The following is a 25,354-nucleotide window of genomic DNA, read 5'->3' on the forward strand; positions in this document are numbered from 1 at the left end:
TGAGGCAAGGTTGCCGTCGCTTGACGGTACGTCTGCCCGAAGGCGGCTGTCCAGCTTCCAAGTCACCGACCTGTAGCCTCTCCTCATGGATTTCAAGAGAATGCGTATTCTCCGCGAGCTCGCCGACCGCGGCACGGTCGGCGCCACGGCGGCGGCCATGAACGTGACGCCCTCCGCCGTCTCGCAGCAGCTCAAAACCCTGCAGGAGGAGCTGGGGGTTGTCCTGGTCGAGAAGTCGGGCAGGGGCGTGCGCCTCACCGAGGCCGGACTTGCGATGGCGGGAGCAGCTGCGGAGGTTTCCACCGCCATGGCCCGCGCAGAGGCCACCATCGACACATACCGGCGCGGCTGGCAGACCCATGTCAAGGCCGCGTTCTTCCCGAGCGCCGCCGAGATGTTTCTCCCCGGCCTCCTGCACCGCGTCAAATCCATCGATGGCCTCCGCTTCGAGGCGCACTTCGAGGACCCCAACGTGGCTGGATTTGCGGGCCTGACCTCCGACTATGACATCGTGCTGGCGCACAGCGTCGATGGGCCCGACGTCTTTGCCCGGCTGGGGCTGACGGTGGTGCCGCTCCTCGACGAGCCCCTTGACGTCGCCATCCCCGAGGGCCATGCGCTCGCGGGGAAGGCATCGCTGCGGGCGGAAGACGTCATTGGCTTCCCGTGGATGGGAGTCCCCGAGGGGTTCCCGTTCGACACGGTGCTCCGCCAGATCGAAGTGCAGGCCGATTCCCCGGCGGTCCGCGCCCAGTTGTTCCCGGACCTGCGGGTTCTTGAGGCCCTGGTCAGCGCCGGGCACGGGCTCAGCCTGCTGCCGCGCTACACTGCCCTGAAAAACCAGGGCCGCGGTTTCGTGCTGCGCCCGCTCGCCGGGGTGCAGGCCAGCCGCAGCATAGTCGCCCTTGCACGCCCCGACGTGGCAGCCCGGACGACCATCCAGCAGGTGCTTACGCTGCTCAAAGCCGAAGCGCAGTCCGTCGCCGAAGCACCGGAACTGCGTGACGCCGCTCACCTTCATTCAGCCGCATTGCCGCGATAAGTCCATTATGTGAGACAGTAGTCCACTATTTGGTCGCAACATTCCCGGTTTTGCGCTTAATGCGCCCTTCCGGGTCGTTGGGCCACTCAACAGAGCCCTAGACTTTGAGCCATGAGTGAGGACACCCCAACAGCTACAGACACAAAACCGGACATCAAGCCCCGCAGCCGGATCGTGACCGATGGAATCCACGCTGCGCCCGCGCGCGGGATGCTGCGGGCGGTCGGCATGGGTGACGACGACTTCGCCAAGCCGCAGATTGGTGTGGCCAGCTCCTGGAATGAAATCACCCCCTGCAACCTCTCCCTGAACCGGCTTGCCCAGGGCGCCAAGGAAGGCGTGCACGCCGGCGGCGGGTTCCCGATGCAGTTCGGCACCATCTCCGTCTCGGACGGCATCTCCATGGGACATGAGGGCATGCACTTCTCCCTGGTGTCCCGCGAGGTCATTGCCGACTCCGTGGAAACCGTCATGCAGGCCGAGCGCATCGATGGCTCCGTGCTGCTGGCCGGCTGCGACAAGTCCCTGCCCGGCATGCTCATGGCGGCCGCCCGCCTGGACCTCGCCGCCGTCTTCCTCTACGCCGGCTCCATCATGCCCGGCTGGGTCAAGCTGGAGGACGGCTCCGAAAAGGAAGTCACCCTCATCGACGCCTTCGAGGCCGTCGGCGCCTGCGCCGCCGGCAAGATGAGCATGGAAGACCTCACCCGCATCGAAAAGGCGATCTGCCCGGGCGAAGGCGCCTGCGGCGGCATGTACACCGCCAACACCATGGCCTGCATCGGCGAAGCGCTGGGCATGTCCCTGCCCGGCTCGGCCGCTCCGCCCTCGGCCGACCGCCGCCGCGATGCTTTTGCGCACAAGTCCGGCGAAGCGGTGGTCAACCTCCTGCGCAAGGGCATCACCGCCCGCGACATCATGACCAAGAAGGCGTTCGAAAACGCGATCGCCGTCACCATGGCCTTCGGCGGCTCCACCAACGCCGTGCTGCACCTGCTCGCCATTGCCCGGGAGGCCGAAGTGGACCTCTCGCTGGAAGACTTCAACCGCATCGGCGACAAAATCCCGCACCTGGGGGACCTGAAGCCGTTCGGCCGCTACGTCATGACCGACGTCGACAAGATCGGCGGCGTGCCGGTCATTATGCGGGCGCTGCTCGACGCCGGCCTGCTGCACGGTGACTGCCTCACCGTCACGGGCAAGACCGTCGCGGAGAACCTTGCGGCAATCAACCCCCCGGACCTGGACGGCAAGATCCTCCGTGCCATGGACAACCCGATCCACAAGACCGGCGGCATCACCATCCTGCACGGCACGATGGCTCCCGAGGGTGCGGTGGTGAAGAGCGCCGGCTTCGACGCCGACGTCTTCGAGGGCACGGCCCGCGTCTTCGAGCGCGAGCAGGGTGCCCTGGATGCCCTCGACAAGGGCCAGATCAAGGCCGGCGACGTCGTCGTCATCCGCTACGAGGGCCCCAAAGGCGGACCGGGCATGCGCGAGATGCTCGCCATCACCGGTGCCATCAAGGGTGCGGGCCTGGGCAAGGACGTGCTGCTGCTGACCGACGGCCGCTTCTCCGGCGGAACCACGGGCCTTTGCATTGGCCACGTCGCCCCGGAAGCAGCCGACGGCGGCCCCATCGCCTTCGTCCAGGACGGCGACCGGATCCGCGTGGACATCGCCGGCCGCAGCTTCGACCTCCTGGTCGACGCGGCGGAGCTCGAATCCCGCAAGGTCGGCTGGGAGCCTCTCCCGGCCAAATTCACCAAGGGTGTGCTCGCCAAGTACGCCAAGCTCGTCCACAGCGCCTCCACCGGCGCCTACTGCGGGTGATTCCTACCCCGCAGGGGCGGCCCTAGCCGCTCCTGCGGACCAGATTGTGGACAATGAAGTCCAGATAGTGAGACAGCGTGCAGGCTCGTTGACACGCGTCTCACTAAGAGGGAAAACTGAATGCATGATCGCATTCGTTACCGCAGGCGCCACTGCAGGTGTCTCCGTCGTCCTTACCCAGCGCGTGGCTCCATAGCCTTCACTGGTAACGAACCGTCACGCGCAAACCCCTCGAAGAGCCGCCCGGCTGAGGGGTTTTTTTATTTCCGCACCACCGGTACACCAGCATCACGGAGTACCAGCAGTTCCACGATCACTGAAGATCCCACCGAAGATCCACAAAGGAAGAGTCCGATGAGCAAAGGATCGCCGATCAGCCCCTCGCTGATAGCCGCTAAGTCCGCTGGAGCCACCAAGGCTTCGGAACGCGTCGAGCGTCCGGCTGACGCCGGTGTCGACACTGCTGCCGTCTCTCCTGTCCTTGGACCGAACAACGTCGTACCCCCGACGGTGATGACCGGTTCACAAGCAATTGTCCGCTCGCTCGAAGAACTCGGCGTGGACGATATTTTTGGTTTGCCCGGTGGCGCGATCCTGCCCACCTATGACCCCTTGATGGCTTCCCGAATGAACCACATTCTGGTCCGTCACGAACAGGGAGCCGGCCACGCCGCGCAAGGCTACGCCATGGTCACCGGACGGGTGGGCGTCTGCATCGCCACCTCGGGTCCGGGTGCCACCAACCTCGTTACCGCCATCATGGACGCCCACATGGACTCCGTGCCGATGGTGGCCATCACGGGCCAGGTCTCCAGTGCAGTCATCGGCACCGATGCCTTCCAGGAAGCGGACATCGTCGGCATCACCATGCCGATCACGAAACACTCCTTCCTGGTAACCGACCCCAACGACATCCCGCACGTCATGGCCGAGGCGTTCCACCTGGCCTCGACCGGCCGCCCGGGTCCCGTCCTGGTCGACGTCGCCAAGGACGCCCAGCAGGGTCAGATGACCTTTTCCTGGCCGCCGAAGATTGACCTGCCCGGCTACCACCCGGTGCTCCGGGGGCACAGCAAGCAGGTCCGCGAGGCGGCCCGGCTCATCGCGGCAGCCAGCAAGCCCGTGCTGTATGTGGGCGGCGGCGTCGTCAAGGCCCATGCCTCGGCGGAACTGCTGGAGCTCGCTGAACTCTCCGGCGCCCCCGTGGTCACGACCCTGATGGCCCGCGGTGTCTTCCCGGACTCGCACCCGCAACATGTCGGGATGCCGGGCATGCATGGCACCGTCTCCGCCGTGACCGCGCTGCAGCAGTCGGACCTCCTGATCACGCTCGGGGCACGTTTCGATGACCGGGTGACCGGCGTCCTGAAGTCCTTCGCCCCGAACGCCAAGGTCATCCACGCGGACATCGACCCGGCTGAAATCTCCAAGAACCGCACCGCCGATGTGCCGATCGTGGGCTCCGTCAAGGAGATCATCCCGGAACTCAGCGAGGCCCTGCGCACCCTGTTCGCCGTCTCCGGCGCCCCGGACTACACCAACTGGTGGGCTTTCCTGAACAACCTCAAGGAGACCTACCCGCTGGGCTGGACCGAACCCGACGACGGCCTCAGCGCCCCGCAGCGCGTGATCGAACGCATCGGGGCCCTCACCGGCCCGGAAGGCGTGTACGTCGCCGGCGTGGGACAGCACCAGATGTGGGCCTCGCAGTTCATCAAGTACGAACGCCCGCACGCCTGGCTGAACTCCGGCGGGGCCGGCACCATGGGCTACGCCGTGCCTGCCGCCATGGGGGCCAAGGTGGGCAACCCGGACCGTGTGGTGTGGGCCATCGACGGTGACGGCTGCTTCCAGATGACCAACCAGGAACTGGCGACCTGCGCGATCAACAAGATCCCGATCAAGGTTGCCATCATCAACAACTCCTCGCTGGGGATGGTGCGGCAGTGGCAGACCCTGTTTTACGAGGGCCGCTACTCCAACACCGACCTCAACACCGGCCACGACACCGTCCGGATCCCGGACTTCGTCAAGCTGGCGGACGCCTACGGCTGCGCCTCGTTCCGCTGCGACCGCGACGAGGACATCGACGCCACCATCCAGAAGGCCCTGGAAATCAACGACCGCCCCGTGGTCATTGACTTCGTCGTGAGCCCCAACTCCATGGTGTGGCCGATGGTCCCCTCCGGAGTCAGCAACGACCAGATCCAGGTTGCCCGCAACATGACCCCGGAATGGGAAGAGGAGGACTGAACATGACCCGCCACACACTGTCCGTTCTGGTCGAAGACAAGCCCGGTGTACTGACCCGCGTCGCGAGCCTTTTCGCGCGCCGGGCCTTCAACATCAACTCCCTGGCCGTCGGGCCGACGGAGGTTCCGGGCATGTCCCGGATGACCGTCGTCGTCGACGCCGACGGTGTGCTGATCGAACAGATCACCAAGCAGCTGAACAAGCTGGTGAACGTGATCAAAATCGTTGAGCTCACCCCCGACTTTTCCGTACAGCGTGACCACATCCTGGTCAAGGTACGTGCGGATGCCGCGACCCGGCTGCAGGTCACCCAGGCTGCAGACCTGTTCCGCGCATCGGTGGTCGACGTCTCCACAGAGTCCGTGGTCATTGAGGCAACGGGCCACCCCGAAAAGCTCACCGCACTGCTCTCAGTGCTCGAGCCCTTCGGCATCCGCGAAATCGTGCAGTCCGGCACCCTGGCCGTTGGCCGGGGATCCCGCTCCATGAGCGACAGGGCCCTGCGCAGCGCGTAAGGTTTTGGACAAATTTTTCACCGACAAGCACCACCCAAGAATCCACTCAAAAGGAGACACCCCAGTGACTGAAATGTTTTACGACGACGACGCCGACCTGTCGATCATCCAGGGCCGCACCGTCGCCGTCATCGGTTACGGCTCCCAGGGCCACGCCCACGCCCTCAGCCTGCGCGATTCCGGTGTTGACGTGCGCGTCGGCCTCAAGGAAGGCTCCAAGTCCCGCGCCAAGGCCGAAGCCGAAGGCCTGCGCGTCCTGAACGTCGCGGACGCCGTCGCCGAAGCCGACCTCATCATGGTCCTCACCCCGGACCAGGTCCAGCGCCACGTGTACGCCGAGGACATCGCCCCGAACCTGCAGCCGGGCGACGCCCTGTTCTTCGGCCACGGCTTCAACATCCGCTACGGCTACATCTTGCCCCCGGCCGATGTCGACGTCGCCCTCGTTGCCCCCAAGGGTCCGGGCCACATCGTCCGCCGCGAGTTCGAAGCCGGCCGCGGCGTGCCGGACCTGATCGCCGTCGAGCAGAACCCGTCCGGCAAGGCCAAGGAACTGGCACTGTCCTACGCCAAGGCCATCGGCGGCACCCGTGCGGGCGTCATCGAGACCACCTTCACCGAAGAGACCGAAACGGACCTGTTCGGCGAGCAGGCTGTCCTCTGCGGCGGCGCCTCCCAGCTGATCCAGTACGGCTTCGAGGTCCTCACCGAAGCCGGCTACAAGCCCGAGGTTGCCTACTTCGAGGTGCTGCACGAGCTCAAGCTCATCGTTGACCTCATGGTCGAAGGCGGCATCGCCAAACAGCGCTGGAGCGTCTCCGACACCGCTGAGTACGGCGACTACGTCTCCGGACCGCGCGTGATCACCCCGGACGTGAAGGAAAACATGAAGGCTGTCCTGGCGGACATCCAGGACGGCACCTTCGCCAAGCGTTTCATTGACGACCAGGATGCCGGAGCCCCCGAGTTCAAGGCGCTGCGCAAGAAGGGTGAGGACCACCCGATCGAGGCCACCGGCCGCGAACTGCGCAAGCTGTTCTCCTGGATCAAGAACGAAGACGACTACACCGAAGGCTCAGTAGCCCGCTAGGCACTGACCGGCCGGGAAGCCGGACACCATTACTGGGGTCCGGCTTCCCGGCTGTTGAGCACCACCCGCATCACCCGTTGCGCCAAAATCCCCACCTGATAAACAAGAGAGCTAAAGAGGTCACCGGTGACTAGCACCAAACCTGTAGTACTCCTCGCTGAGGAACTTTCGCCCGCCACGATCGAGGCCCTTGGCCCGGACTTCGAAATCCGGCAGACCGACGGCGCCGACCGTTCCCAGCTGCTCTCAGCGATCGCCGACGTCGACGCGATCCTGGTCCGCTCCGCCACCCAGTTGGACGCCGAAGCCCTCGCCGCCGCGAAGAACCTCAAGGTGATCGCCCGCGCCGGCGTCGGCCTTGACAACGTCGACATCAAGGCAGCCACGCAGGCCGGTGTCATGGTGGTGAACGCCCCCACCTCGAACATCGTCTCCGCCGCGGAACTCACTGTCGGCCACATCCTGAGCCTCGCCCGCCACATCCCGCAGGCGTCCGCCGCGCTCAAGAACGGCGAGTGGAAGCGCTCCAAGTACACCGGCATCGAACTCTTCGAAAAGAAGATCGGCATCATCGGCCTGGGCCGGATCGGCGCCCTCGTCGCCGCCCGCCTGAAGGGCTTCGACACCAAGATCCTCGCCTACGATCCCTACATCACCTCGGCCCGCGCCGCCCAGCTCGGCGTGCAGCTGGTGACCCTGGACGAACTGCTCGCGCAGTCGGACTTCATCAGCATCCACATGCCCAAAACGCCGGAGACCGTCGGCATGCTCGGCGCAGAGTCCTTCAAGAAAATGAAGAGCACCGCGTACGTCGTCAACGTCGCCCGCGGCGGCCTCGTCGACGAGGAGGCGCTTTACGCAGCGCTGGAGTCCGGCGAAATCGCCGGAGCCGGCGTCGACGTCTTCGTCAAGGAGCCCAGCACCGACCTGCCGTTCTTCAAACTCGACAACGTTGTGGTCACCCCGCACCTGGGCGCGTCCACGGACGAAGCGCAGGAAAAGGCCGGTGTCTCGGTCGCCAAGTCCGTCCGCCTGGCCCTGGCCGGGGAACTGGTTCCCGACGCGGTCAACGTCGCCGGCGGCGTCATCGCCCCGGACGTCCGCCCGGGCATCCCGCTGATGGAGAAGCTGGGTCGTATCTTCACCGCGATGACGCACGCCTCACTGACCCAGATCGACGTCGAGGTCGCCGGGGAAATTTCCTCCCTCGACGTCAAGGTGCTCGAACTCGCCGCACTCAAGGGCATCTTCGCCGACATCGTGACCGAGCAGGTCTCCTACGTCAACGCCCCCGTGATCGCCGAGCAGCGCGGCATCAACGTCCGCCTGATCACGACGCCGGACACCGAGTCCTACCGCAACGTCCTGACCCTGCGCGGCGCCCTCAGCGACGGCAGCCAAATCTCCGTCGCCGGCACCCTGACGGGGCCCAAGCAGATCCAGAAGCTTGTCGGGATCAACGGCTTCGAGGTGGAGATCCCGATCAGCGAACACCTCGTGGTGGTCGCCTACTCGGACCGTCCCGGCGTGATCGGCACCATCGGCCACATCCTGGGCATGAACAACATCAACATCGCCGGCATGCAGGTCGCGCGGCAGGACGAGGGCGGCCAGGTGCTCGCCCTGCTGACCATCGACAGCTCCGTCCCGCAGCAGGTCCTGGACGCCATCAAGGCCGGAATCGGCGCTGACATGGTGCGTGAGGTCGACCTCGAGGACTGATGATTTCACCGCGGATACCGGCGGCGGATTGGACCGCCGCCGGTGTCCGGGAACACATGGCTGGTCTGCGTACAATGGCTACGTCCGAGTTTCGGATCCGGCCGGCAGCCCGGCCTTTACTTTTGCGCACCCGGCATGGGACGCCTTCACTTCCGCATGGAATGACCTGAGGTGTGCGCATGCAAACCAGCTTTCAGGAGCCCCATGAACGCCGTCCAAAGGTTCATCAGAAGCCGAGTACTTCTGCTGACCGCGTCCATTCTGATCGCGGCCATGTGCCTTTCGGTCCTCGTTCAGGGTCAGTCGCAGGCCGCGTTGAACCGGACGGTCGACCAGAACTCACGCGGGCTCTACGACGTTCTTGTCCAGGCCCGGGCCGGCGACAACGGCGGGCTCATGCAGCCGGACATCGCCACCGGCCAGGGCGGCATCAGCTTCGACCAACTGGACTCCCTCCGCAAGCTCTCCGGCACCTCCGTGGCGGCCCCCATCAGCCTCGTCTCCCGCGTCACCCAGAACCTCGAGTCCCCGCGCCTGGACGCCACCGACTACCTCGGCTACAACGCCGGACTCGCCGGCACCGCCGGGGACCCCGGCGCCACTGATCCGGGCAACTGGCCGGCCGCCGAATCGGTCCTGTCGGACACGCCAAAGAACTACCGGCTCACCGCCAGCGCCGTCAGCTCCGACGGCCGCTCCGAGCAGACCCTGTTCAACACCATGGCCGAAGGATCCCTCGGCAAGGCCCGGCTCCTCGAGGAGCAGGTCGCCGGCGGCAAGAACGTCCGCATCGCGGCCCCGGAGGGGGAGACCGGCATCAAGTTCCCGGCCCCGGCCGGCGGCTCCGAGCACACTCTCTTCAACCTCTCCGTTTCCCTGCCACTCGCCCCGCAGGTGACGGAATCCGTCGTCGCCGTCGACCCCGTTGCCGAGCGTGCCCTGCTCGGGCCTGCCGGGGACTTCCTCGCCCCGCTGGAGAAGGCACCGCCCGCCGACGCCCGCAACGCCGGCGCGATCGGCCGCCACTTCGAAAGCCTCTTCACCACCGGCATCGGCATGGACGAACTCAAGGAAGGCCCCGATTTCCTGGGTGTGAAGCTCAAGTACTGGGCCCCGCTGATGAGCCAGTACCAGCAGGCCAAACGCGACGGCCAGCTGGCCGGGAACTCGCAGGCAATCCCGCTGATCGTCCGCTCCGGCACCTCCCTTGACCTCAAATACTCGGTCAAAATCCAGGAAATCGACGGCTCCGGCAACGTCGTCAAGGACGTCGGGACCGTGACCCGCTCGCTGGACAAAGACTATCTTCCGTTCGTCTCCAAGTCCCCGTTCGCGCTGGCCTGGCCCGGGTCCAAGGACCTGACGCAGCTGCTCGGCGACACCGGAGGCTTCAGCCAGGGCCTCTACAACCCCGCGACCTGGAGCACCGGCTTCGCCTCCGCCCCGACGTACCAGGACGGCGGGACCGCGGGCAACGGCGCCGTGGACAAGAGCGCCACCCCCGGCGACTGGGTCACGGTGAACCGCCTCCCGGAGAAAGCCGCCAACGGCGCCCCCGTGGACCAGACGCAGCGCAAGCCCGTGGACGAGCGCGCCTACCGCGGCGACCTTGAGACCGGCCAGAAACTCGCCACACCGCTTGCCATGGTCTACGGAACGTTCGACGCCGGGCAGGTCACGGAAGCGGCCGGCGACGTCAACCGGCTGCCTCTGGGCGGCTATGACCCCACGCCGTTCACGCTCACCAGGGAAGCCTCCGGCAAGGCCGTCGAAAACACCGAACTCAAGCCCTCGTTGAGCGCCACGGGCCTGGCCAGCCAGTCCGCGGGCGCCATCACCGACTACTACGGCCTCGCCGCCGCCCGCGGCTACGGGGACAGCGCCTCCGTGATCGACGCCGTCCGCGTCCGGGCCAAGGTGCCCGGCAGCTGGAAAGAGGCGCAGCCCGAAGTGGAGAAGCTCGCCGACGCGATCCGGGACATGGGGCTGCAGGCAACCGTGGTGGCCGGCTCGGCCCGCGAGGACGCCAGCATCTTTGTCCCCGGCTATGCCAAGGACGACGCCGGCAAGGAATCCCCGCTCGGCACCGTGCAGCAGTCGTGGGTCCGCCAGGACGCCGCGGACGCCGTCTCCGGTTCCCTCACCGGCACCAACCTGACCCTGCTCTTCCTCACGCTCTGCGGTGCCGCCCTGCTGACGGGCGCCTCCACCGTCAGCTACGTCCGCAGCCGCCGCAGCGAGGCCGGGACCCTGCGCGCCATGGGCTGGACCCAAGGCCGGATCCGGTCCTGGGTGCTTGCGGAGTTCAGTGTCGGCGCGGCCCTGCTGGCTGTCGCCGGAATCATCCTGAGCCTGCTCAGCTGGAATCCGGCCACGGCGGTCGTGTCGGCCTCCGTCCTGGTGCTCTACGCGGGGGCGGCCTTCTTCGCCGCCCGGCAGCTGCGCCACCGCGACGTGGTGGACCAGGAACCGCAGCACGAAGAACGGCTCATCGCCGTGGACTCCCCGCTGACCTTCGCCAACCGGCAGCTGAGCACCAACAAGTTCAACACCATCTCCCTGGCCGTCGCCGTCGGCGTCTTCGCTGCCTCGGTCGGCGGCATGGTGGCGCTGCTGATCGACATCCCCCGGAACGCGGGAGCGAGCGCGCTCAGCGGACTGGCTGCCGCGTCCATCGCGCTGCCGAGCATCATTCTCGGTCTGTCCGGGGTGGCCGTCGGCCTGCTGCTGACGATGGTCACCGGCCGTTTCGAGCTCCAGGCCAAGCGCCAGTACCTCGGCACGCTGCAGGCCATGGGCTGGAACCCGGACATGCTGGGCCAGGTCCGGTTCTTCGAAAATGCCATGGTGGGGGCGGTCGCGCTGCCGCTGGGCGTGCTGGGCGCCCTGGGCGTGGCTCTCATCCTCGCCCCCTATGCCGCGCTCTGGGCCGCCGTCGCCGGGCTCGTGGCCGTACTTTGCTGGATTCCGATTGCAACGAAAGTGGTCCGATGAACAACGACCTGAACCTTGATCCTGAGGCTCACGAGCGGATGACGGCGGGCACCCGCCTCGGTGGCCACGAGACGCGCGCCAACACGATCGTGAAGGCCGCGGACCACGCCACGCCGCTGGAGCTCAGCAACATCACGATCCACTACGGCGGCGGCAAGGGCGGCGCCGAAGCCGTCAATGTCGTGGATGACTTCAACGTGACGCTGCACGCAGGGGAGATGCACTGTGTCGCCGGACGCAGCGGCTCGGGCAAGACCAGCATCCTGACGGTCGGTGCGGGACTGACCCTGCCGACGTCGGGCCGGGTGTTCTGGGAAGGCGATCCCCTCGAGACCATGGGCGACGACGAAATCGCCGACCGCCGCCGTGCTCTGATCGGCTACGTCGATCAGGGCGGTGCCCTGATCGAGGGCATGAGCGCGCTGGAGAACGTGCTGCTGCCCGCCGTGCCCGACGGCGAGGTGGACAAGCGCCGCGACATGGCCAAGGACCTCCTGGACCTCGTCGGGCTGGGCCGGCGCATGCGCCACCGCCCGGCCCAGCTCTCCGGCGGTGAACGCCAGCGCGTGGCGATCGCCCGGGCCCTGATCCTCGGCACCCGCGTACTGATCGTCGACGAGCCGACCGCCAGCCTCGACCGTGCCTCGGCCAACCGCATCATCAGCATCCTCAAGGACACGACGTCGGACGGCATCGCTGTCCTGGTCGCTTCACATGACCACGAACTTGTCCGCCAGAGCGATACCATCACCGAACTGATTTAGGTTAAAACTGTGACAACTTCTGAAAAGACCCCGTTCTACATCACGACGGCCATTAGTTACCCCAACGGCGTGCCGCACATCGGCCACGCCTACGAGGTCATCGCCACCGACGCGATGGCGCGCTTCAAGCGGCTGGACGGCTACGACGTCTTCTTTATGACGGGCACGGATGAGCACGGCCTGAAGATGCAGCAGACGGCGGAAAAGGAAGGCATCCCGGTCAAGGAGCTTGCCGACCGCAACTCCGCAGCCTTCCGCCAGATGAGTGATGACCTCGGCATCTCCCTGAGCCGCTTCATCCGCACCACCGACCCGGACCACTACGCGGCGGCGAGTGCGCTCTGGCAGCGGATGGAAGCCAACGGGGACATCTACCTCTCCAAGTACGCCGGCTGGTATTCGGTCCGTGACGAGCGGTATTTCGTGGCGGACGAAACCGAGGTGCAGGCCGACGGGCTGCGCTACGCGTCCGAAACCGGCACCGAGGTGACCTGGACCGAAGAGGAGAGCTATTTCTTCAAGCTCTCCTCCTACCAGGACAGGCTGCTGGCCCTCTACGCGGACCACCCGACCTTCGGAGCCCCGCACAACCGCTTCAACGAGGTCGTCAGTTTCGTTAAGGGCGGGCTCGAGGACCTGTCCATCAGCCGCACCTCCTTCGACTGGGGCGTCCCCGTCCCCGGGAACCCGGACCACGTTATGTACGTCTGGGTGGACGCGCTGACCAACTACCTGACCGGCGTCGGCTTCCCCGACACGGAGTCGGAACTGTTCCGGAAGTACTGGCCGGCGGATCTCCACGTGATCGGCAAGGACATCTCCCGGTTCCATGCCGTCTACTGGCCGGCGTTCCTCATGTCGGCCGGGCTGGAACTGCCCAGGCGCGTCATGATCCACGGGTTCCTGCACAACCAGGGCGTGAAGATGTCCAAGTCGCTGGGCAACGTAGTGGCGCCGGCGGACTGGGTCGCCCAGTACGGCCTGGACCAGGTGCGCTTCTTCCTGCTCCGCGAGGTGCCCTTCGGCGCGGACGGCTCCTACAGCCATGACGCGATCGTCGGCCGGATGAACGCGGACCTCGCCAACAACTTCGGCAACCTGGCCCAGCGTTCGCTGTCCATGGTCGCGAAAAACTGCGGCGGCGCCGTTCCCGTCCCGGGCGGTTTCAGCGCCGAGGACGCCGCACTGCTGGGCCAGGCCAACGGGCTGCTGGGCATCGCCCGTGCCGCGTTCGAAAAGCAGGAGTTCAGCCGCGCCCTGGAAGGAATCTGGACGGTCCTGGGGGACACCAACGCCTACTTCGCCGAGCAGGCGCCCTGGGTGCTGCGGAAGACCGACGTCGAACGCATGAACACCGTCCTCTACGTCACCCTAGAGGTTCTGCGGGTCGTGGCCATCCTCGCCCAGCCGGTCATGCCGGCAGCGGCGGCGGCCATCCTGGACACCCTGGGCCAGCCGGAAGGGGACGCGCGCGAGTTCGCCGCCCTGGGCACGCCGATCAAGGCCGGAACGGCGCTGCCGGCCCCGGCGCCGGTCTTCCCGAAGTACGAGGAGCCCGCGGAGGCCTGACCGCCCGCCACTTCGCCGAGGTGAGACTTCGCGCCCATGTTCGGCAACGACATGGGCGCGAAGTCTCACCTCGGCGAAAGCTGCTTCCTACATTGCGGACCGCCGCGAGGCACTCCCCCACCTGACGATAGGTGGGGGAGTGTTTTGCGTTGTCCCGGCGGGTGGTTTGGCGCCAACCCGAGTAGTTACCCCCGATCTGAACACCGCCGTGCCCCGCGACGGCCGCAACAGGTTACTCGCAAGTAGTTAATCGCCCGGTACTGAGTACTCCCACCCGAAAAATTGGGTATTAGTCCATCGATTAGACGAGTAGCGACTACTCACGACACTCGGGGCGTTGCCCGCCTAGCCTGATAGAGCAAGCGAACTGTGGACACTGCTGGGGAGTAACTGTCACCAATCAATTCGCTGTGAAGGTCTCGAATTTTCATCTTGGGTCTCGACGATGGTTACTCCGCGCGGTCAAGCCAGTTACTTAACTGACGAGACGGATAGACGGACTATGAGAAAAACAATTGCCACCCTGGGGATAGTGGGCCTGGGACTTATGACCACTGCGGTCTCCGCCAACGCGACAACTCCGGATAACGAAAAAAAGATCACGATCTGCCACGCGACGAGTTCGGCTACCAACCCGTTCGTTTCGGTGACGATCAACCTCAAGGCGTTGAACGGCCACACAGGCGCCCAGCACACGCACCTGGACATCGTGCCCGTCAATGACGGCGACATCATGCCGCAGGGCCAGAACCTGACTGATGCGAATTTGGCGATCCTGGCCAGCGGCTGCGCGACCGTCGGTGTCGACCCGGTTGTCCCGCCGGTCGACACCCCGGTTGTCCCGCCGGTCGACCCGGTTGTCCCGCCGGTCGACCCGGTTGTCCCGCCGGTCGACACCCCGGTTGTCCCGCCGGCTGTCCCGGCGGGCGGGGAAACCCCGGGCGACGACACGCCGGGCGGGGAAACCCCGGGCGACGACACGGCGGGCGGGGAAACCCCGGGCGACGACACGTCGGGCGGGGACGAGGAGCCGGCGTCGGCTGCTCCGGCGTCGGCAGCAACAGTTGTGGCTCCGAAAGCAGCAGCCGCTGCCGCCAAGAAAACTAACGTCGGCTACAACGTCCAGACGGCAGTGGGTCAGACCGAGGACACCGGCCTCCCCGTGTGGCTGATGGCACTGACCGGAGTTCTCACCGCGGGAGCGGCCACGGTGGTTTGGCGGGGCACGCGGCGCACCCGGAGCGCCGAAAACTAAGCAGTAGGTAGTAGAAGTACAGAGGCGGGTGCTGCAGCGCAGCACCCGCCTTCGAATTTCCGCCTCCAAAGCACAGTCATTTCAACAGGAGCACTCATGGGCAGTCACCGTCAGATCCGCCGGCGCCGTGTACCCGGTATTCGTGGTCTGGTGCCCAGCGCGAGGGGCATGCTCATGCTGGCCGTGTGCGTGCTGGGGCTCGTCACCGCCTGGCTGTTTTACGCGGCATCCGTTTCGGGCAACGGGCAGCCGGCCCACGGCCAGGAGGCGGCCGCATCGAAGACCGTGACCAAAACCTCCAGGCCACAGGCGACGTCGTCTCCCACTACTGGCCCGACCGGCAGCGGTTCCGGGCTGGCTCCGGTCGGGGAGCCCGGCCCGGCTGTGGTTCCGGAGTCCACGTCCCAGGGCCCCGCGGCCTCCGTTCCGCAACGCATCACCTACCCGGCAGCGGGCATGGATGTGGTGGTTTACCCCCTGTTGTTGGACAGCGGCGACGCCGAAAGCCGGAGCATCGTGCCTCCGGAAACGATGGATGGCTACTGGCTCACTCCGTTTGGCACCCCCGGGGTCGGCTCTGAGAACACCACCTACGTCGTCGGCCACAGCTGGGAAGGCCGGGACGCGCCGTTTAACCACTTGAGTTCGGCGGCCGTCCCGGGCGACATGCTCACCGTCGCCACGGAAACGGGTGTCCTCACCTACACCGTGGACTCGGTCACCACCTACACGAAGTCCACGCTCAAGGACAGCCCCGTCTGGGATGCCGTCCCCAACCGCCTGGTACTGATCAGCTGCTACACGGAGGATCCCTGGGGAAAGAACATTGTGGTGGTCGCCACTCCGGCCCGCGGCCCCTGACCGTTCCTCGCCCAGACCGCCCAGACCGCCCAGACCGCCCAGACCGCCCAGACCGCGCCCCGCCACTTCGCCGAGGTGGGACTACGCGCCCATGACGGGCGGCGGCATGGGCGCGAAGTGTCACCTCGGCGTCGGAGGCGTCGGAAGCGGCGAAAGGTGCTGTTCGAATAATGAGACGACTTGACCAGCATGTGGATCTCTTGGCTACGCTGAAAACATGAGCGCATCAACGATTGACCTGGCTGTTATTCCCGGCGACGGCATCGGCCCCGAGGTCACGGCAGAAGCCCTGAAGATCCTTGAGAAGGCCGCGGCGGCCGAGGGCATTGTCCTGCAGCAGACGCATTACAAGCTGGGTGCCCAGCACTGGCTCGAAACGGGGGAGACCCTGCCGGTGGAAACCCTCGCCGATCTCCGAACCCGCGACGCCATCCTGTTCGGCGCGGTCGGGGCAGCTCCCGGTGACACCCGGATCCCGTCCGGCATCATCGAGCGTGAACTGCTGCTCAAGCTGCGCTTCAGCCTGGACCACTTCGTCAACCTTCGCCCGTCCCGCCTCTACCCCGGCGTCGCCAGCCCGCTCGCCAATCCCGGCGACATCGACTTCATCGTGGTCCGCGAAGGCACCGAGGGCCCCTACGTGGGCAACGGCGGCACGCTGCGCGCCGGCACCCCGCACGAGGTCGCCACCGAGGTTTCGCTCAACACGGCCCACGGCGTCGAACGCGTGGTCCGCGATGCTTTCCGCCGCGCCAACGACCGCCCGCGCAAAAAGCTCACCCTGGTGCATAAGCACAACGTCCTGGTCTTCGCCGGGCACCTCTGGAAGCGGACCGTGGAGGCTGTGGCCCGGGAGTTCCCCGAGGTCACCCACGACTACCTGCACATCGATGCCGCCACGATCTTTATGGTCACCGACCCCGCGCGGTTCGACGTGATCGTCACGGACAACCTCTTCGGCGACATCATCACCGACCTTGCCGCCGCGGTCACCGGAGGCATTGGCCTGGCCGCGTCCGGAAACATCAACATGGAACGCACAGCGCCGTCCATGTTCGAACCGGTCCATGGCTCGGCGCCGGACATCGCCGGCCAGCAGAAGGCGGATCCGACGGCGGCCATTCTCTCCGCCGCGCTCCTTCTGGACCACCTGGGCCATAGCGGCGCCGCCCGCAAGATCGAAGCGGCCGTGGTTGCCGACGTCGCAGGCCGCGGGACCGCGGTCCGCAGCACCAGCGCGATTGGCGACGCCATCGCCGCCGCCCTGTAGGCCCTCCCGGGCACGGGGCCGGCGGCTCCGCCAACGGGCGTAAGCTTGTTTCGAATCACCAACATGCTGCCGTGGTCCGACGCTGAACCACGTTCACACACCAGGCAGCCGACCGTGGAGGAACCATGACCCAGACTGCCCATGGCGTCGAATTCACCCAGCATCTTTCGGCAACCCCGAAGTCCGCTGAAGAACGTGCTGCCATCCTGGCGAACCCGGGTTTCGGCAATTACTTCACCGACCACACGGCCATCGTCGACTACAGCGTCGACGCCGAGGGCAAGGGCGGCTGGCGCGATGCCCGTGTTGAGGCCTACGGTCCCATTTCGCTGGACCCCTCCGCCGCGGTGCTCCACTACGGCCAGGAAATCTTCGAAGGACTCAAGGCCTACCGCCATGCCGACGGTTCCATCTGGACCTTCCGGCCCGAGGCCAACGCCGCCCGCCTGAACAAGTCGGCCCGCCGTCTGGCGCTGCCCGAGCTCCCGGAGGAGTACTTCCTGGGCGCCATCCGCGAACTCGTCTGTGCGGACAGGGAATGGGTCCCGTCCGGCGACGGCGAAGCCCTGTACCTGCGGCCGTTCATGATCGCCACCGAGGCGTTCCTTGGTGTCCGTGCCGCCCGCGAGGTGTCCTTCCGCGTCATTGCATCCCCGGCCGGGAACTATTTCGGCGGCGAGCTCAAGCCCGTCTCCATCTGGATCTCCCGCGAATACGCCCGTGCGGGCCGCGGCGGCACCGGCGCCGCGAAGTGCGGCGGCAACTACGCCGCCTCCCTGATCGCGCAGCAGGAAGCCGAGGCCCACGGCTGCAAGCAGGTTCTCTTCCTGGACCAGTTCAATGACAACGCCGTGGAAGAGCTCGGCGGCATGAACGTGTTCTTCGTGATGAAGGACGGCTCACTGGTCACCCCCGCGCTGAGCGGAACCATCCTGGAGGGCATCACCAGGATGTCCGTCATCCAGGTCGCCAGGGACATGGGCCGCGAGGTCACCGAACGCAAGATCACCCTGGCGGAATGGCGCGACGGCGTCGCCACCGGCGAAATTGCCGAGGTCTTCGCCTGCGGCACCGCCGCCGTGATCACCCCGATTGGCGTGCTCAAGGACGACACCGAGTTCATCGGCTCCGAGGACGCGAAGGCGGGGGAGACCACCATGGCCATCCGCGAGCAGCTCCTCGGCATCCAGACCGGTGCCATTGAGGACACGCACGGCTGGCTGACCCGCCTCGCCTAAGCGGCAGCGCCCCGCCTAAGCGGCAGCACCCCGCCTAAGCGGCAGCGCCCCGCCTGCAGGCGGCGTTCGACGGCGGCCCCCACCTTCCGGTGCGGGGCCGCCGCCGTCGTTAATGGCCAGGCGGATGGCGGGGGTAAATGGCCGGCTTGAACGGCCCGAAGCCTCTGGTCACTTACCGGACGCAGGGCCACAATAGTGCGCATGACTGGACTGATTCAGGTTCTGGGAGTCATTTTCGGGGTGGTGCTGATCCTCGTGTGAATCCTCGAGTCCTTCTTCTTCCGGGACAGCGCTTCCGCCGGCTGTTCCTTATCAAGCCCGAGGACACGGACGCCGTTCGGATGTGGACGTTCAACCTGGGGTTCTACAACATGATCTGGGGAGTGGGCGCGATCGTTGGCGCCGTTATGCTGACAGGGGCGGAGCCGGCTGCCGGGCGGGTGCTGCTGCTCTTCACGAGCCTGGGCCACGTGCTTCTGGGCATCATCCTGGTGCTGTCGGAGCGGCGGCTGTGGGCAAGCGCCATCGCCGAGGCGGTCCTGCCGGCGGTCATTGCGGTGCTGCTGCTCATGTGACCCCCGCTCGTGCGGGTGCCGCTTGGGTGCGAAGATGGGACAGTGATTCCGGACCACTCCCGCGCCATGGTGCGCAGCACAGACCTGACCCGCTTCAGGCTGGCCCCCAACCCGGGGCCGATGACCCTGCGCGGGACCAATTCCTATGTGATTGCGGGCCCCGGTGCAGCCGGCACTGTCGTGGTGGATCCCGGTCCCCTCGATGAGCCGCACCTGCAGGAACTGGCCGGGGCCGGCGCCGTCGAGCTCATCCTGATTACGCACCGGCACGCGGACCACACCGCAGCCGCCGCCAGGTTCGCCGAACTGACCGGAGCGCCCGTGCGCGCCAAGGATCCCGCGCACTGCCACGGGGGGAGCCCCCTGGTGGACGGCGAAGTCATCCACGCCGCCGGGGCCGAGATCCGGGTACTGGCGACGCCGGGCCACACCTCTGACTCGGTCTGCTTCCACCTTCCTCGGGACGGCGCCCGGGGCTCGGTCCTCACCGGCGACACGATCCTCGGCCAGGGAACCACGGTCCTGGACTATCCCGACGGCACCCTGGGCGACTACCTGGCCTCGCTGGACCGGCTGGAACGGCTGGGCACCGCAACCGTCCTCCCGGCCCACGGACCAATATTGCCCGCCCTGGACACGATCGTCCGCGCCTACCGGGACCACCGCGAGGACCGACTCGGGCAGATCCGCTCCGCCCTCGAGAGCCTGGGGTCCGGGGCCGGGGCGGCCGAGGTGGCCAACGCCGTGTACGCCGCCGTTGACCCCTCCGTGCGGCCGGCGGCGGAACTCTCCGTGGCGGCCCAGCTGCACTACCTGGGCCTGGACAGCAGCACGTCCTAGCCCGCCGGAGGCAGTACGCTTGGAGCCATGCGTATCGCCCGGTTTGTAGTCGATTCTGATCCCCTCTACGGCATTGTTGAAGGTGAGCCCGGCAGTGAGGAAGTCACTGTCATCCACGGCGATCCCTTCTTCCACGGCGTGGAACGCACCGCCGTGCGGCACAAGCTGGAGGATGTGCGCCTCCTTGCCCCGATCATCCCGCGCAGCAAGGTCATCGGCGTCGGCCGCAATTTTGCCGAACACGCCCGGGAACTCGGCAACGAGGTTCCCAAGCAGCCGCTGCTCTTCCTCAAGCCCAACACCTCCGTGATCGGGCCCAACGATCCGATCGTCCTGCCGGAGTTCTCCGAGGAAGTGTCCTTCGAAGCCGAGCTGTGTGTTGTCATCGGCCGGATCTGCAAGGACGTCCCCGAGGAGCGCGTCGACGACGTCATCTTCGGCTACACCTGCGGCAACGACCTCACCGCCCGCGACGTCCAGAAGACGGACCTGCAGTGGGCCCGGGCCAAAGGCTTCGACACCTCCGCGCCCCTGGGGCCGTGGATCGAGACCGAACTGAACACTGAGGACCTGCAGATCCAGGGCCGCCTCAACGGCGAGCTGCGCCAGGACGGAAACACCAGCCAGATGATCCGCGGCGTCCGCGAGCTCGTCTCCATCGTCTCGCAGGCCTTCACCCTGCTGCCCGGCGACGTCATTATGACCGGCACCCCGGCCGGCGTCGGCCTTGTCCAGCCCGGTGACCGCATCGAGGTCGAGATTGAGGGCATCGGCCGCCTCTCCAACCCGGTTGTACGCCGCTAGAGCCTTCCGCCTGGAAGAAACAGCGCCGGTTTCGGACAGCCGCACCGTGGATCCACGGTGCGGCTGTCCGTTTTCGCAGCGGAAACCCCGGGCGCCGGGCGATGATCGGGGTTGTAATGTTGGTACCACTATGACTACTCCTTCTGCGCCCGACGCCGTCCCCAGCTCCGCCCCCAGTGTGACCAGCGAAGTCACTGCCGATACCCCGGTCCGTGTCCGGTTCTGCCCGTCGCCCACCGGTACCCCGCACGTCGGCCTGATCCGCACGGCCCTGTTCAACTGGGCCCACGCCCGCCACACGAAGGGCACCTTCGTGTTCCGCATCGAGGACACGGACGCTGCGCGGGACTCGGAGGAGAGCTACCAGCAGCTGCTCGAGGCGCTCAAATGGCTCGGCATCACCTGGGAGGAAGGCGTGGAGGTCGGCGGACCGCACGAGCCGTACCGCCAGTCCCAGCGCCTGGACCTGTACAAGGACGTCGTCGCCAGGCTGATCGAGGCCGGCTACGCCTACGAGTGCTATTCCTCCCCGGATGAGGTCGAGGCGCGCCACCGCGCCGCCGGCCGCGACCCCAAGCTCGGCTATGACAACTTCGACCGTGAGCTTTCCGGGGAGCAGCTGGCCGCGTTCAAGGCCCAGGGCCGCCAGCCCGTGCTGCGCGTGCGGATGCCCGATGAGGACGTCACCTTCACCGACATGGTCCGCGGCGACATCACCTTCAAGGCCGGCAGCATCCCGGACTACGTGATCGTCCGCGCCGACGGATCCCCGCTGTACACCCTGGTCAACCCGGTCGATGACGCGCTGATGGGCATCACCCACGTGCTCCGCGGCGAGGACCTGCTCTCCTCCACGCCCCGCCAGGTGGTGCTGATCCGCGCGCTGATGGACATCGGCGTTGCCAGCTACCTGCCGGTCTTCGGCCACCTTCCGTACGTCATGGGCGAGGGCAACAAGAAGCTTTCCAAGCGTGACCCCCAGTCCAACCTGTTCCTGCTCCGGGACCGCGGCTTCATCCCGGAGGGCCTGCTCAACTACCTCTCGCTGCTTGGCTGGAGCCTCTCCGCCGATGAGGACATTTTCACGGTGGACCAGCTGATCGAGCACTTCGACGTCAACGACGTCCTCGCCAACCCGGCCCGCTTTGACATCAAGAAGGCCGAGGCCATCAACGGCACGCACATCCGGATGCTCGACGCCGAGGACTTCCGCGGCCGCCTGGTCCCGTACCTGCGCACCGCGGGGTTCGTCGGCGACACCCTGACCGCGCGCCAGGAGGAGATCCTCGCAGAGGCGGCCCCGCTGATCCAGGAGCGCATCTCGCTGCTGGGCGAGGCCCCCGGGCTGCTCGCCTTCCTGTTCAAGGCCGATGACGCGGTCGACGTCGCGGACGACGCCCGGAAGGGCCTTCCGGAGAACCTCACGGAGGTGCTCGACGCCGCCCTGGCCGCCCTGGAGCCCCTGGCCGACTGGAATGCCGAGACCATCCAGGCCGCGCTCAAGGAGGCCCTCGTGGAGGGCCTCGGCGTCAAGCCGCGGCTGGCGTTCGGCCCGGTCCGCACGGCCGTCTCCGGCCGCCGGATCTCCCCGCCGCTGTTCGAATCCATGGTGATCCTGGGCAAGGACTCCTCCCTGGCCCGGCTGCGCGCCTTCCGCGGCTGATGATGAGCCCGCCCTCAGCGCAGAACAACGCCGGGACCAGCGCCCTGGCCGCCGGCCTGGGCAGCATCCGTGGCGTGCTGTTCGACATCGACGACACCCTGGTGGACCTCGAGTTCGCCATGACGGCGGCACTGCGCGACGTCAGCGAACACCTCCTGCCCGGCCTGGACCCGGCCGGGTGGGAGAAGTTCGGGCGGATCTTCACCCGGGAGACGACCCATTTCTACGACCGGTACCTGGCCGGTGAACTGAGCTTCAATGAACAGCGCCTGCTCCGCGGCCGGGCCGCCCTGGGACACTTCGGGGTGGAGCTGGAGGAGGGCGAGCAGGCCCACCACTGGGTGAGTTCCTACGCCAGCCGCCAGCACGGCTACATCCGGGCCTTCGACGACGTCACCCCGATGCTGAACGCGCTGGATTCCGCCGGCATCCCCTACGGTGCCGTGAGCAACAACGTCCACGACTACCAGCGGGTCAAGCTCGACGCCGCCGGACTGGCACGCATCAGCGTGCTGGTGGGCACGGATACTGTCGGTGCGGCCAAGCCGGATCCGGCCATCTACCTGGAGGGCGTCCGGCGCCTCGGCACCGGCGCCGGCGAAACGCTCTACGTGGGGGACAACCGCCTCCTCGACGCTGACGGCTCGACGGCGGCAGGCCTCCTGGGCGTCTGGCTGAACCGCGGCAGGGAACCGGCCCCGGGCTTTGACGGCCGCGAGATCGGTTCCCTGCTGGAGCTGCTGGCCTAGCTGCCGGTCGTGCCGCCGGCCCAAGCTGTGACGGCACTTGCCCGGCGGTTCCGCAGCACCACAAAAGCAGCGACCGAGCCGAGGCCCAGGACACCGACGATTCCGAGGGCCAAACCTGCATCCGACTGGCCTGCCATGTTCGAGGGCGAGACCGCCGCCGCGCTCGAGTACAGGGTGTCGGTGCCCTCGGCAATCTTGGCGTTGCCGTCGGCGAGCTTGTCCGCACCGGCGGAAAGATCGGAAGAACCGGAGGCCAGTTTGGTGGTGCCGGCCGAAAGCTCGGTGGCACCGGAGGCCAGGGCCATGGATCCGCCGAGCAGCCCCGGGTTGGCCGGATCAGCAGGATCACCCGTGATGCCCGTATTCAGTGCGACGGTGCCATCCGCGAGCCGGGAGCTGCCCTCGGTCATCCTGGCGGTGGCATTGATCAGGCCGGGGCGTTCCGGGTCGCCCGGAACCCCGTCCATGCCGGTCCGGATCTTTGACGTCCCGGCGGCGAGCAGTTCGGTTCCGAGGACCACGCCGGGATTCTTCGGGTCCCGGCTGTTGAGCTTGTTGGCCAAGGTCTCGAAACCGGCTGTCAGCTTCTCGGTCCCGGCGTGCAGCTGGCCTGCTCCGGTGTGGACCTGGCCCGCTCCGGTATGGACCTGGGAGGTTCCGGTTTGGAGCTCGGAGGCTCCGGTGTGCAGCCGGGATGCCCCGGTGCGCAGCTGGGAGGCCCCGGTGTGGAGCTGGGAGGCCCCGCCCTGGAGCTGGGCGGCCCCGCCCTGGAGCTGTGCGGCCCCGGCATCCAGCTTCTGTGCACCTGCAAGGATCTTGGCAATCTTGTCCTTGAGCGCTGCCAACGGGACGAGTCCCGTGACGGGATCGCTGGCCGCGGCGTGCAGTTGCTCCAGGGACTGGGCGAGGGCCGCGGTTCCGGTCCCGGCCTCGGGGTTATTGCTCGCCCCCCGGTAGCCCTTGAGCTGGACGGTGCCTGCCTTCAGCGCGGTGGCGCCGGTGTCAAGCGCGGTGGCGCCGGTCTCAAGCGCGGTGGCGCCGGTTTCAAGCTGGGCGGCGCCGGTGTTGAGCGCGGTGGCGCCGGCTTCCAGTTTCCCGGTACCTGTCTCCAGGGCGGTGGTGCCGGCCACCAGCTTGGCGGCGCCGGTGTTGAGCTGCGTGGCGCCGTCGGCCAGGTTGTTCTTCGCGTTGCCGGCGGCCGTGCGGGTCAAGGCCGCCGAGAGCTGCGAAGCTCCTGCGGCAAGCTTCTGTGCACCGGTGTCGACCAGGTAGACGCCCGGGGCGAGTTTGTTGTTGACATCGGTTTCAATTTTCACAGCTCCGGTGGCAAGCTCATCCGCGCCGGACTGGAGCTTGTCGGCCCCGGGGGCCAGCCGCTGGCTGATTCCGTCACGGACTTTGTCGGCACCGGCCGAGAGCTTCACGGCGCCCGTGTCCGCCGCGCCGGCACCGGTGGCCAGCTTGGCGGCACCATCCTTCAGTTGTGCGGCGCCCGACGACGCCTTCCCGGCGCCCTCCTGCAACCGGGCGGAACCGTCGACAATCCGTCCGGTGACAAGTGTGTAGAACCCCAGCAGGGCGATCAACAGCAGGGCAAGGACGGCGATGGCGATTTGCTGGGCCCGGGTTCGGGTCCTGTTGGTGGCGGCACGACTTTGTGTCACAGGTGTTTCCTCTCGGCGGCGGTGCCGGCAGCAGCTTTGCTGCCGGCCCCCGCATTGTGATGCAGCTAACACTCGAAAATGGCCGTGAAGCTGCCCGCAGCAATGTGGGGGAGCGTTGTTACTCGGCGGTAACTTACCGAGGGTAAACTTGTCGGCACCGGATTGGCAAGGGTTTTCCCATCTTTCAGTGCCGAGTTTCAGAGCCGGGCCGGGCCGGCCCGCCCGGGCGCGGCGCAAAAGGGGCGGATTGCCGGGCGTTCCGCGGCTCGATTTGTGCAGACGAAAACTCTCGGGTAAAGTAATTACTCGTGCTGAGGCGCCGGGAGCGCGGGTTTAGACCCGCGGATCCGGCCCGAAAGTTTCATTGGGATATGGTGTAATTGGCAACACTACGGTTTCTGGTACCGTCATTCTAGGTTCGAGTCCTGGTATCCCAGCTCTGAAAAATCCGCGGAATTCCGCGGTTGATCAGGGGTTTTGGATCGGTTCGCCGGTTTAGGACACTTGCTGAGTGGGTAAAATAATCGCTTGGCGCGAATGGCAGAAATGCCGTTCTGGAGAGTACACGGCCCCATCGTATAGCGGCCTAGTACGCTGCCCTCTCACGGCGGTAACGCGGGTTCGAATCCCGCTGGGGTCACAGATAAAACGGT

General features: G+C 66.7%; 19 protein-coding genes and 2 tRNA genes. 20 read left to right on the plus strand and 1 reads right to left on the minus strand.

What is annotated here, in order from left to right; genetic code table 11:
- Positions 1 to 85 precede the first annotated feature (85 nt).
- The 18 genes from ACZYX4_RS03935 (at position 86) to ACZYX4_RS04020 (ending at position 23,037) form a co-directional block, all read left to right on the plus strand.
- Complete coding sequence (locus tag ACZYX4_RS03935; protein ID WP_463873839.1) at positions 86 to 1,042, plus strand: LysR family transcriptional regulator; 957 nt, start codon at positions 86 to 88, stop codon at positions 1,040 to 1,042.
- A gap of 111 nt (positions 1,043 to 1,153) precedes the next feature.
- Complete coding sequence (gene ilvD, locus ACZYX4_RS03940; protein ID WP_463873842.1) at positions 1,154 to 2,875, plus strand: dihydroxy-acid dehydratase; 1,722 nt, start codon at positions 1,154 to 1,156, stop codon at positions 2,873 to 2,875.
- A gap of 354 nt (positions 2,876 to 3,229) precedes the next feature.
- A complete protein-coding gene (locus tag ACZYX4_RS03945; protein ID WP_463873844.1) occupies positions 3,230 to 5,128 on the plus strand; it encodes an acetolactate synthase large subunit in 1,899 nt (632 codons plus the stop codon).
- Positions 5,129 to 5,130: 2 nt separating this feature from the next.
- Positions 5,131 to 5,643, plus strand: a complete 513-nt coding sequence (ilvN, locus tag ACZYX4_RS03950) for an acetolactate synthase small subunit (protein WP_463873846.1) — start codon at positions 5,131 to 5,133, stop codon at positions 5,641 to 5,643.
- A gap of 64 nt (positions 5,644 to 5,707) precedes the next feature.
- On the plus strand, positions 5,708 to 6,733 hold the full coding sequence (ilvC, locus tag ACZYX4_RS03955) for a ketol-acid reductoisomerase (protein ID WP_463873848.1): 1,026 nt from the start codon (positions 5,708 to 5,710) through the stop codon (positions 6,731 to 6,733).
- Positions 6,734 to 6,859: 126 nt separating this feature from the next.
- On the plus strand, positions 6,860 to 8,455 hold the full coding sequence (gene serA / locus ACZYX4_RS03960; RefSeq protein ID WP_463873851.1) for a phosphoglycerate dehydrogenase: 1,596 nt from the start codon (positions 6,860 to 6,862) through the stop codon (positions 8,453 to 8,455).
- Between the two features lie 204 nt (positions 8,456 to 8,659).
- Complete coding sequence (locus ACZYX4_RS03965) at positions 8,660 to 11,449, plus strand: ABC transporter permease (protein WP_463873853.1); 2,790 nt, start codon at positions 8,660 to 8,662, stop codon at positions 11,447 to 11,449.
- Between the two features lie 38 nt (positions 11,450 to 11,487).
- Positions 11,488 to 12,213 (plus strand): ABC transporter ATP-binding protein, encoded by a 726-nt coding sequence (locus tag ACZYX4_RS03970; protein WP_463873959.1) that lies wholly within the window; start codon positions 11,488 to 11,490, stop codon positions 12,211 to 12,213.
- Between the two features lie 9 nt (positions 12,214 to 12,222).
- Complete coding sequence (gene metG, locus ACZYX4_RS03975; protein WP_463873855.1) at positions 12,223 to 13,782, plus strand: methionine--tRNA ligase; 1,560 nt, start codon at positions 12,223 to 12,225, stop codon at positions 13,780 to 13,782.
- Between the two features lie 502 nt (positions 13,783 to 14,284).
- The gene (locus ACZYX4_RS03980) at positions 14,285 to 15,037 is read left to right on the plus strand and encodes a hypothetical protein (RefSeq protein ID WP_463873858.1); all 753 of its coding nucleotides are present in this window, start codon (positions 14,285 to 14,287) and stop codon (positions 15,035 to 15,037) included.
- A 96-nt stretch (positions 15,038 to 15,133) separates the two neighbouring features.
- On the plus strand, positions 15,134 to 15,898 hold the full coding sequence (locus tag ACZYX4_RS03985) for a class F sortase (RefSeq protein WP_463873860.1): 765 nt from the start codon (positions 15,134 to 15,136) through the stop codon (positions 15,896 to 15,898).
- Positions 15,899 to 16,115: 217 nt separating this feature from the next.
- Positions 16,116 to 17,168 (plus strand): 3-isopropylmalate dehydrogenase, encoded by a 1,053-nt coding sequence (locus ACZYX4_RS03990; RefSeq protein WP_463873862.1) that lies wholly within the window; start codon positions 16,116 to 16,118, stop codon positions 17,166 to 17,168.
- Positions 17,169 to 17,293: 125 nt separating this feature from the next.
- A complete protein-coding gene (locus ACZYX4_RS03995) occupies positions 17,294 to 18,406 on the plus strand; it encodes a branched-chain amino acid aminotransferase (RefSeq protein WP_463873864.1) in 1,113 nt (370 codons plus the stop codon).
- A 257-nt stretch (positions 18,407 to 18,663) separates the two neighbouring features.
- Positions 18,664 to 18,981, plus strand: coding sequence for a DUF1304 family protein (locus ACZYX4_RS04000; RefSeq protein ID WP_463873867.1), 318 nt, complete (start codon positions 18,664 to 18,666; stop codon positions 18,979 to 18,981).
- A 66-nt stretch (positions 18,982 to 19,047) separates the two neighbouring features.
- Entirely contained in the window at positions 19,048 to 19,821 is a 774-nt protein-coding gene (locus ACZYX4_RS04005; RefSeq protein ID WP_463873960.1) for an MBL fold metallo-hydrolase, read from the plus strand.
- A gap of 27 nt (positions 19,822 to 19,848) precedes the next feature.
- Positions 19,849 to 20,625 (plus strand): fumarylacetoacetate hydrolase family protein, encoded by a 777-nt coding sequence (locus ACZYX4_RS04010; RefSeq protein WP_463873869.1) that lies wholly within the window; start codon positions 19,849 to 19,851, stop codon positions 20,623 to 20,625.
- A gap of 130 nt (positions 20,626 to 20,755) precedes the next feature.
- Positions 20,756 to 22,288, plus strand: coding sequence for a glutamate--tRNA ligase (gene gltX, locus ACZYX4_RS04015; protein ID WP_463873872.1), 1,533 nt, complete (start codon positions 20,756 to 20,758; stop codon positions 22,286 to 22,288).
- Between the two features lie 2 nt (positions 22,289 to 22,290).
- The gene (locus ACZYX4_RS04020) at positions 22,291 to 23,037 is read left to right on the plus strand and encodes an HAD family hydrolase (RefSeq protein ID WP_463873874.1); all 747 of its coding nucleotides are present in this window, start codon (positions 22,291 to 22,293) and stop codon (positions 23,035 to 23,037) included.
- On the opposite strand, the gene ACZYX4_RS04025 is transcribed toward ACZYX4_RS04020, so the two are convergent.
- Positions 23,034 to 24,701 carry a hypothetical protein gene (locus ACZYX4_RS04025; RefSeq protein WP_463873875.1) on the minus strand — a complete coding sequence of 556 codons (1,668 nt, stop codon included), beginning with the start codon at positions 24,699 to 24,701 and terminating at the stop codon, positions 23,034 to 23,036. The two genes, ACZYX4_RS04020 and ACZYX4_RS04025, sit on opposite strands and share 4 nt — an antisense overlap.
- A gap of 365 nt (positions 24,702 to 25,066) precedes the next feature.
- Here ACZYX4_RS04025 and ACZYX4_RS04030 point away from each other — a divergent pair.
- Together ACZYX4_RS04030 and ACZYX4_RS04035 are read left to right on the plus strand one after the other, a co-directional pair.
- Positions 25,067 to 25,138 (plus strand) — tRNA-Gln (locus ACZYX4_RS04030).
- Positions 25,139 to 25,268: 130 nt separating this feature from the next.
- Positions 25,269 to 25,341 (plus strand) — tRNA-Glu (locus tag ACZYX4_RS04035).
- The last annotated feature ends 13 nt before the right edge of the window (positions 25,342 to 25,354 follow it).

This window comes from Pseudarthrobacter leeuwenhoeki (genome assembly GCF_055412885.1).

Bases quoted from the DNA above. Each gene is read 5' to 3' on its own strand.
- ACZYX4_RS03995 (WP_463873864.1), top strand. From the start codon at position 17,294: ATGACCCAGACTGCCCATGGCGTCGAATTCACCCAGCATCTTTCGGCA.
- ACZYX4_RS03990 (WP_463873862.1), top strand. From the start codon at position 16,116: ATGAGCGCATCAACGATTGACCTGGCTGTTATTCCCGGCGACGGCATC.
- gltX (WP_463873872.1), top strand. From the start codon at position 20,756: ATGACTACTCCTTCTGCGCCCGACGCCGTCCCCAGCTCCGCCCCCAGT.
- ACZYX4_RS03970 (WP_463873959.1), top strand. From the start codon at position 11,488: ATGACGGCGGGCACCCGCCTCGGTGGCCACGAGACGCGCGCCAACACG.
- ACZYX4_RS03945 (WP_463873844.1), top strand. From the start codon at position 3,230: ATGAGCAAAGGATCGCCGATCAGCCCCTCGCTGATAGCCGCTAAGTCC.
- ilvN (WP_463873846.1), top strand. From the start codon at position 5,131: ATGACCCGCCACACACTGTCCGTTCTGGTCGAAGACAAGCCCGGTGTA.
- ACZYX4_RS04020 (WP_463873874.1), top strand. From the start codon at position 22,291: ATGAGCCCGCCCTCAGCGCAGAACAACGCCGGGACCAGCGCCCTGGCC.
- ACZYX4_RS03985 (WP_463873860.1), top strand. From the start codon at position 15,134: ATGGGCAGTCACCGTCAGATCCGCCGGCGCCGTGTACCCGGTATTCGT.
- ACZYX4_RS03935 (WP_463873839.1), top strand. From the start codon at position 86: ATGGATTTCAAGAGAATGCGTATTCTCCGCGAGCTCGCCGACCGCGGC.
- ilvD (WP_463873842.1), top strand. From the start codon at position 1,154: ATGAGTGAGGACACCCCAACAGCTACAGACACAAAACCGGACATCAAG.
- ACZYX4_RS03965 (WP_463873853.1), top strand. From the start codon at position 8,660: ATGAACGCCGTCCAAAGGTTCATCAGAAGCCGAGTACTTCTGCTGACC.
- ACZYX4_RS04005 (WP_463873960.1), top strand. From the start codon at position 19,048: ATGGTGCGCAGCACAGACCTGACCCGCTTCAGGCTGGCCCCCAACCCG.
- ACZYX4_RS03980 (WP_463873858.1), top strand. From the start codon at position 14,285: ATGAGAAAAACAATTGCCACCCTGGGGATAGTGGGCCTGGGACTTATG.
- ACZYX4_RS04010 (WP_463873869.1), top strand. From the start codon at position 19,849: ATGCGTATCGCCCGGTTTGTAGTCGATTCTGATCCCCTCTACGGCATT.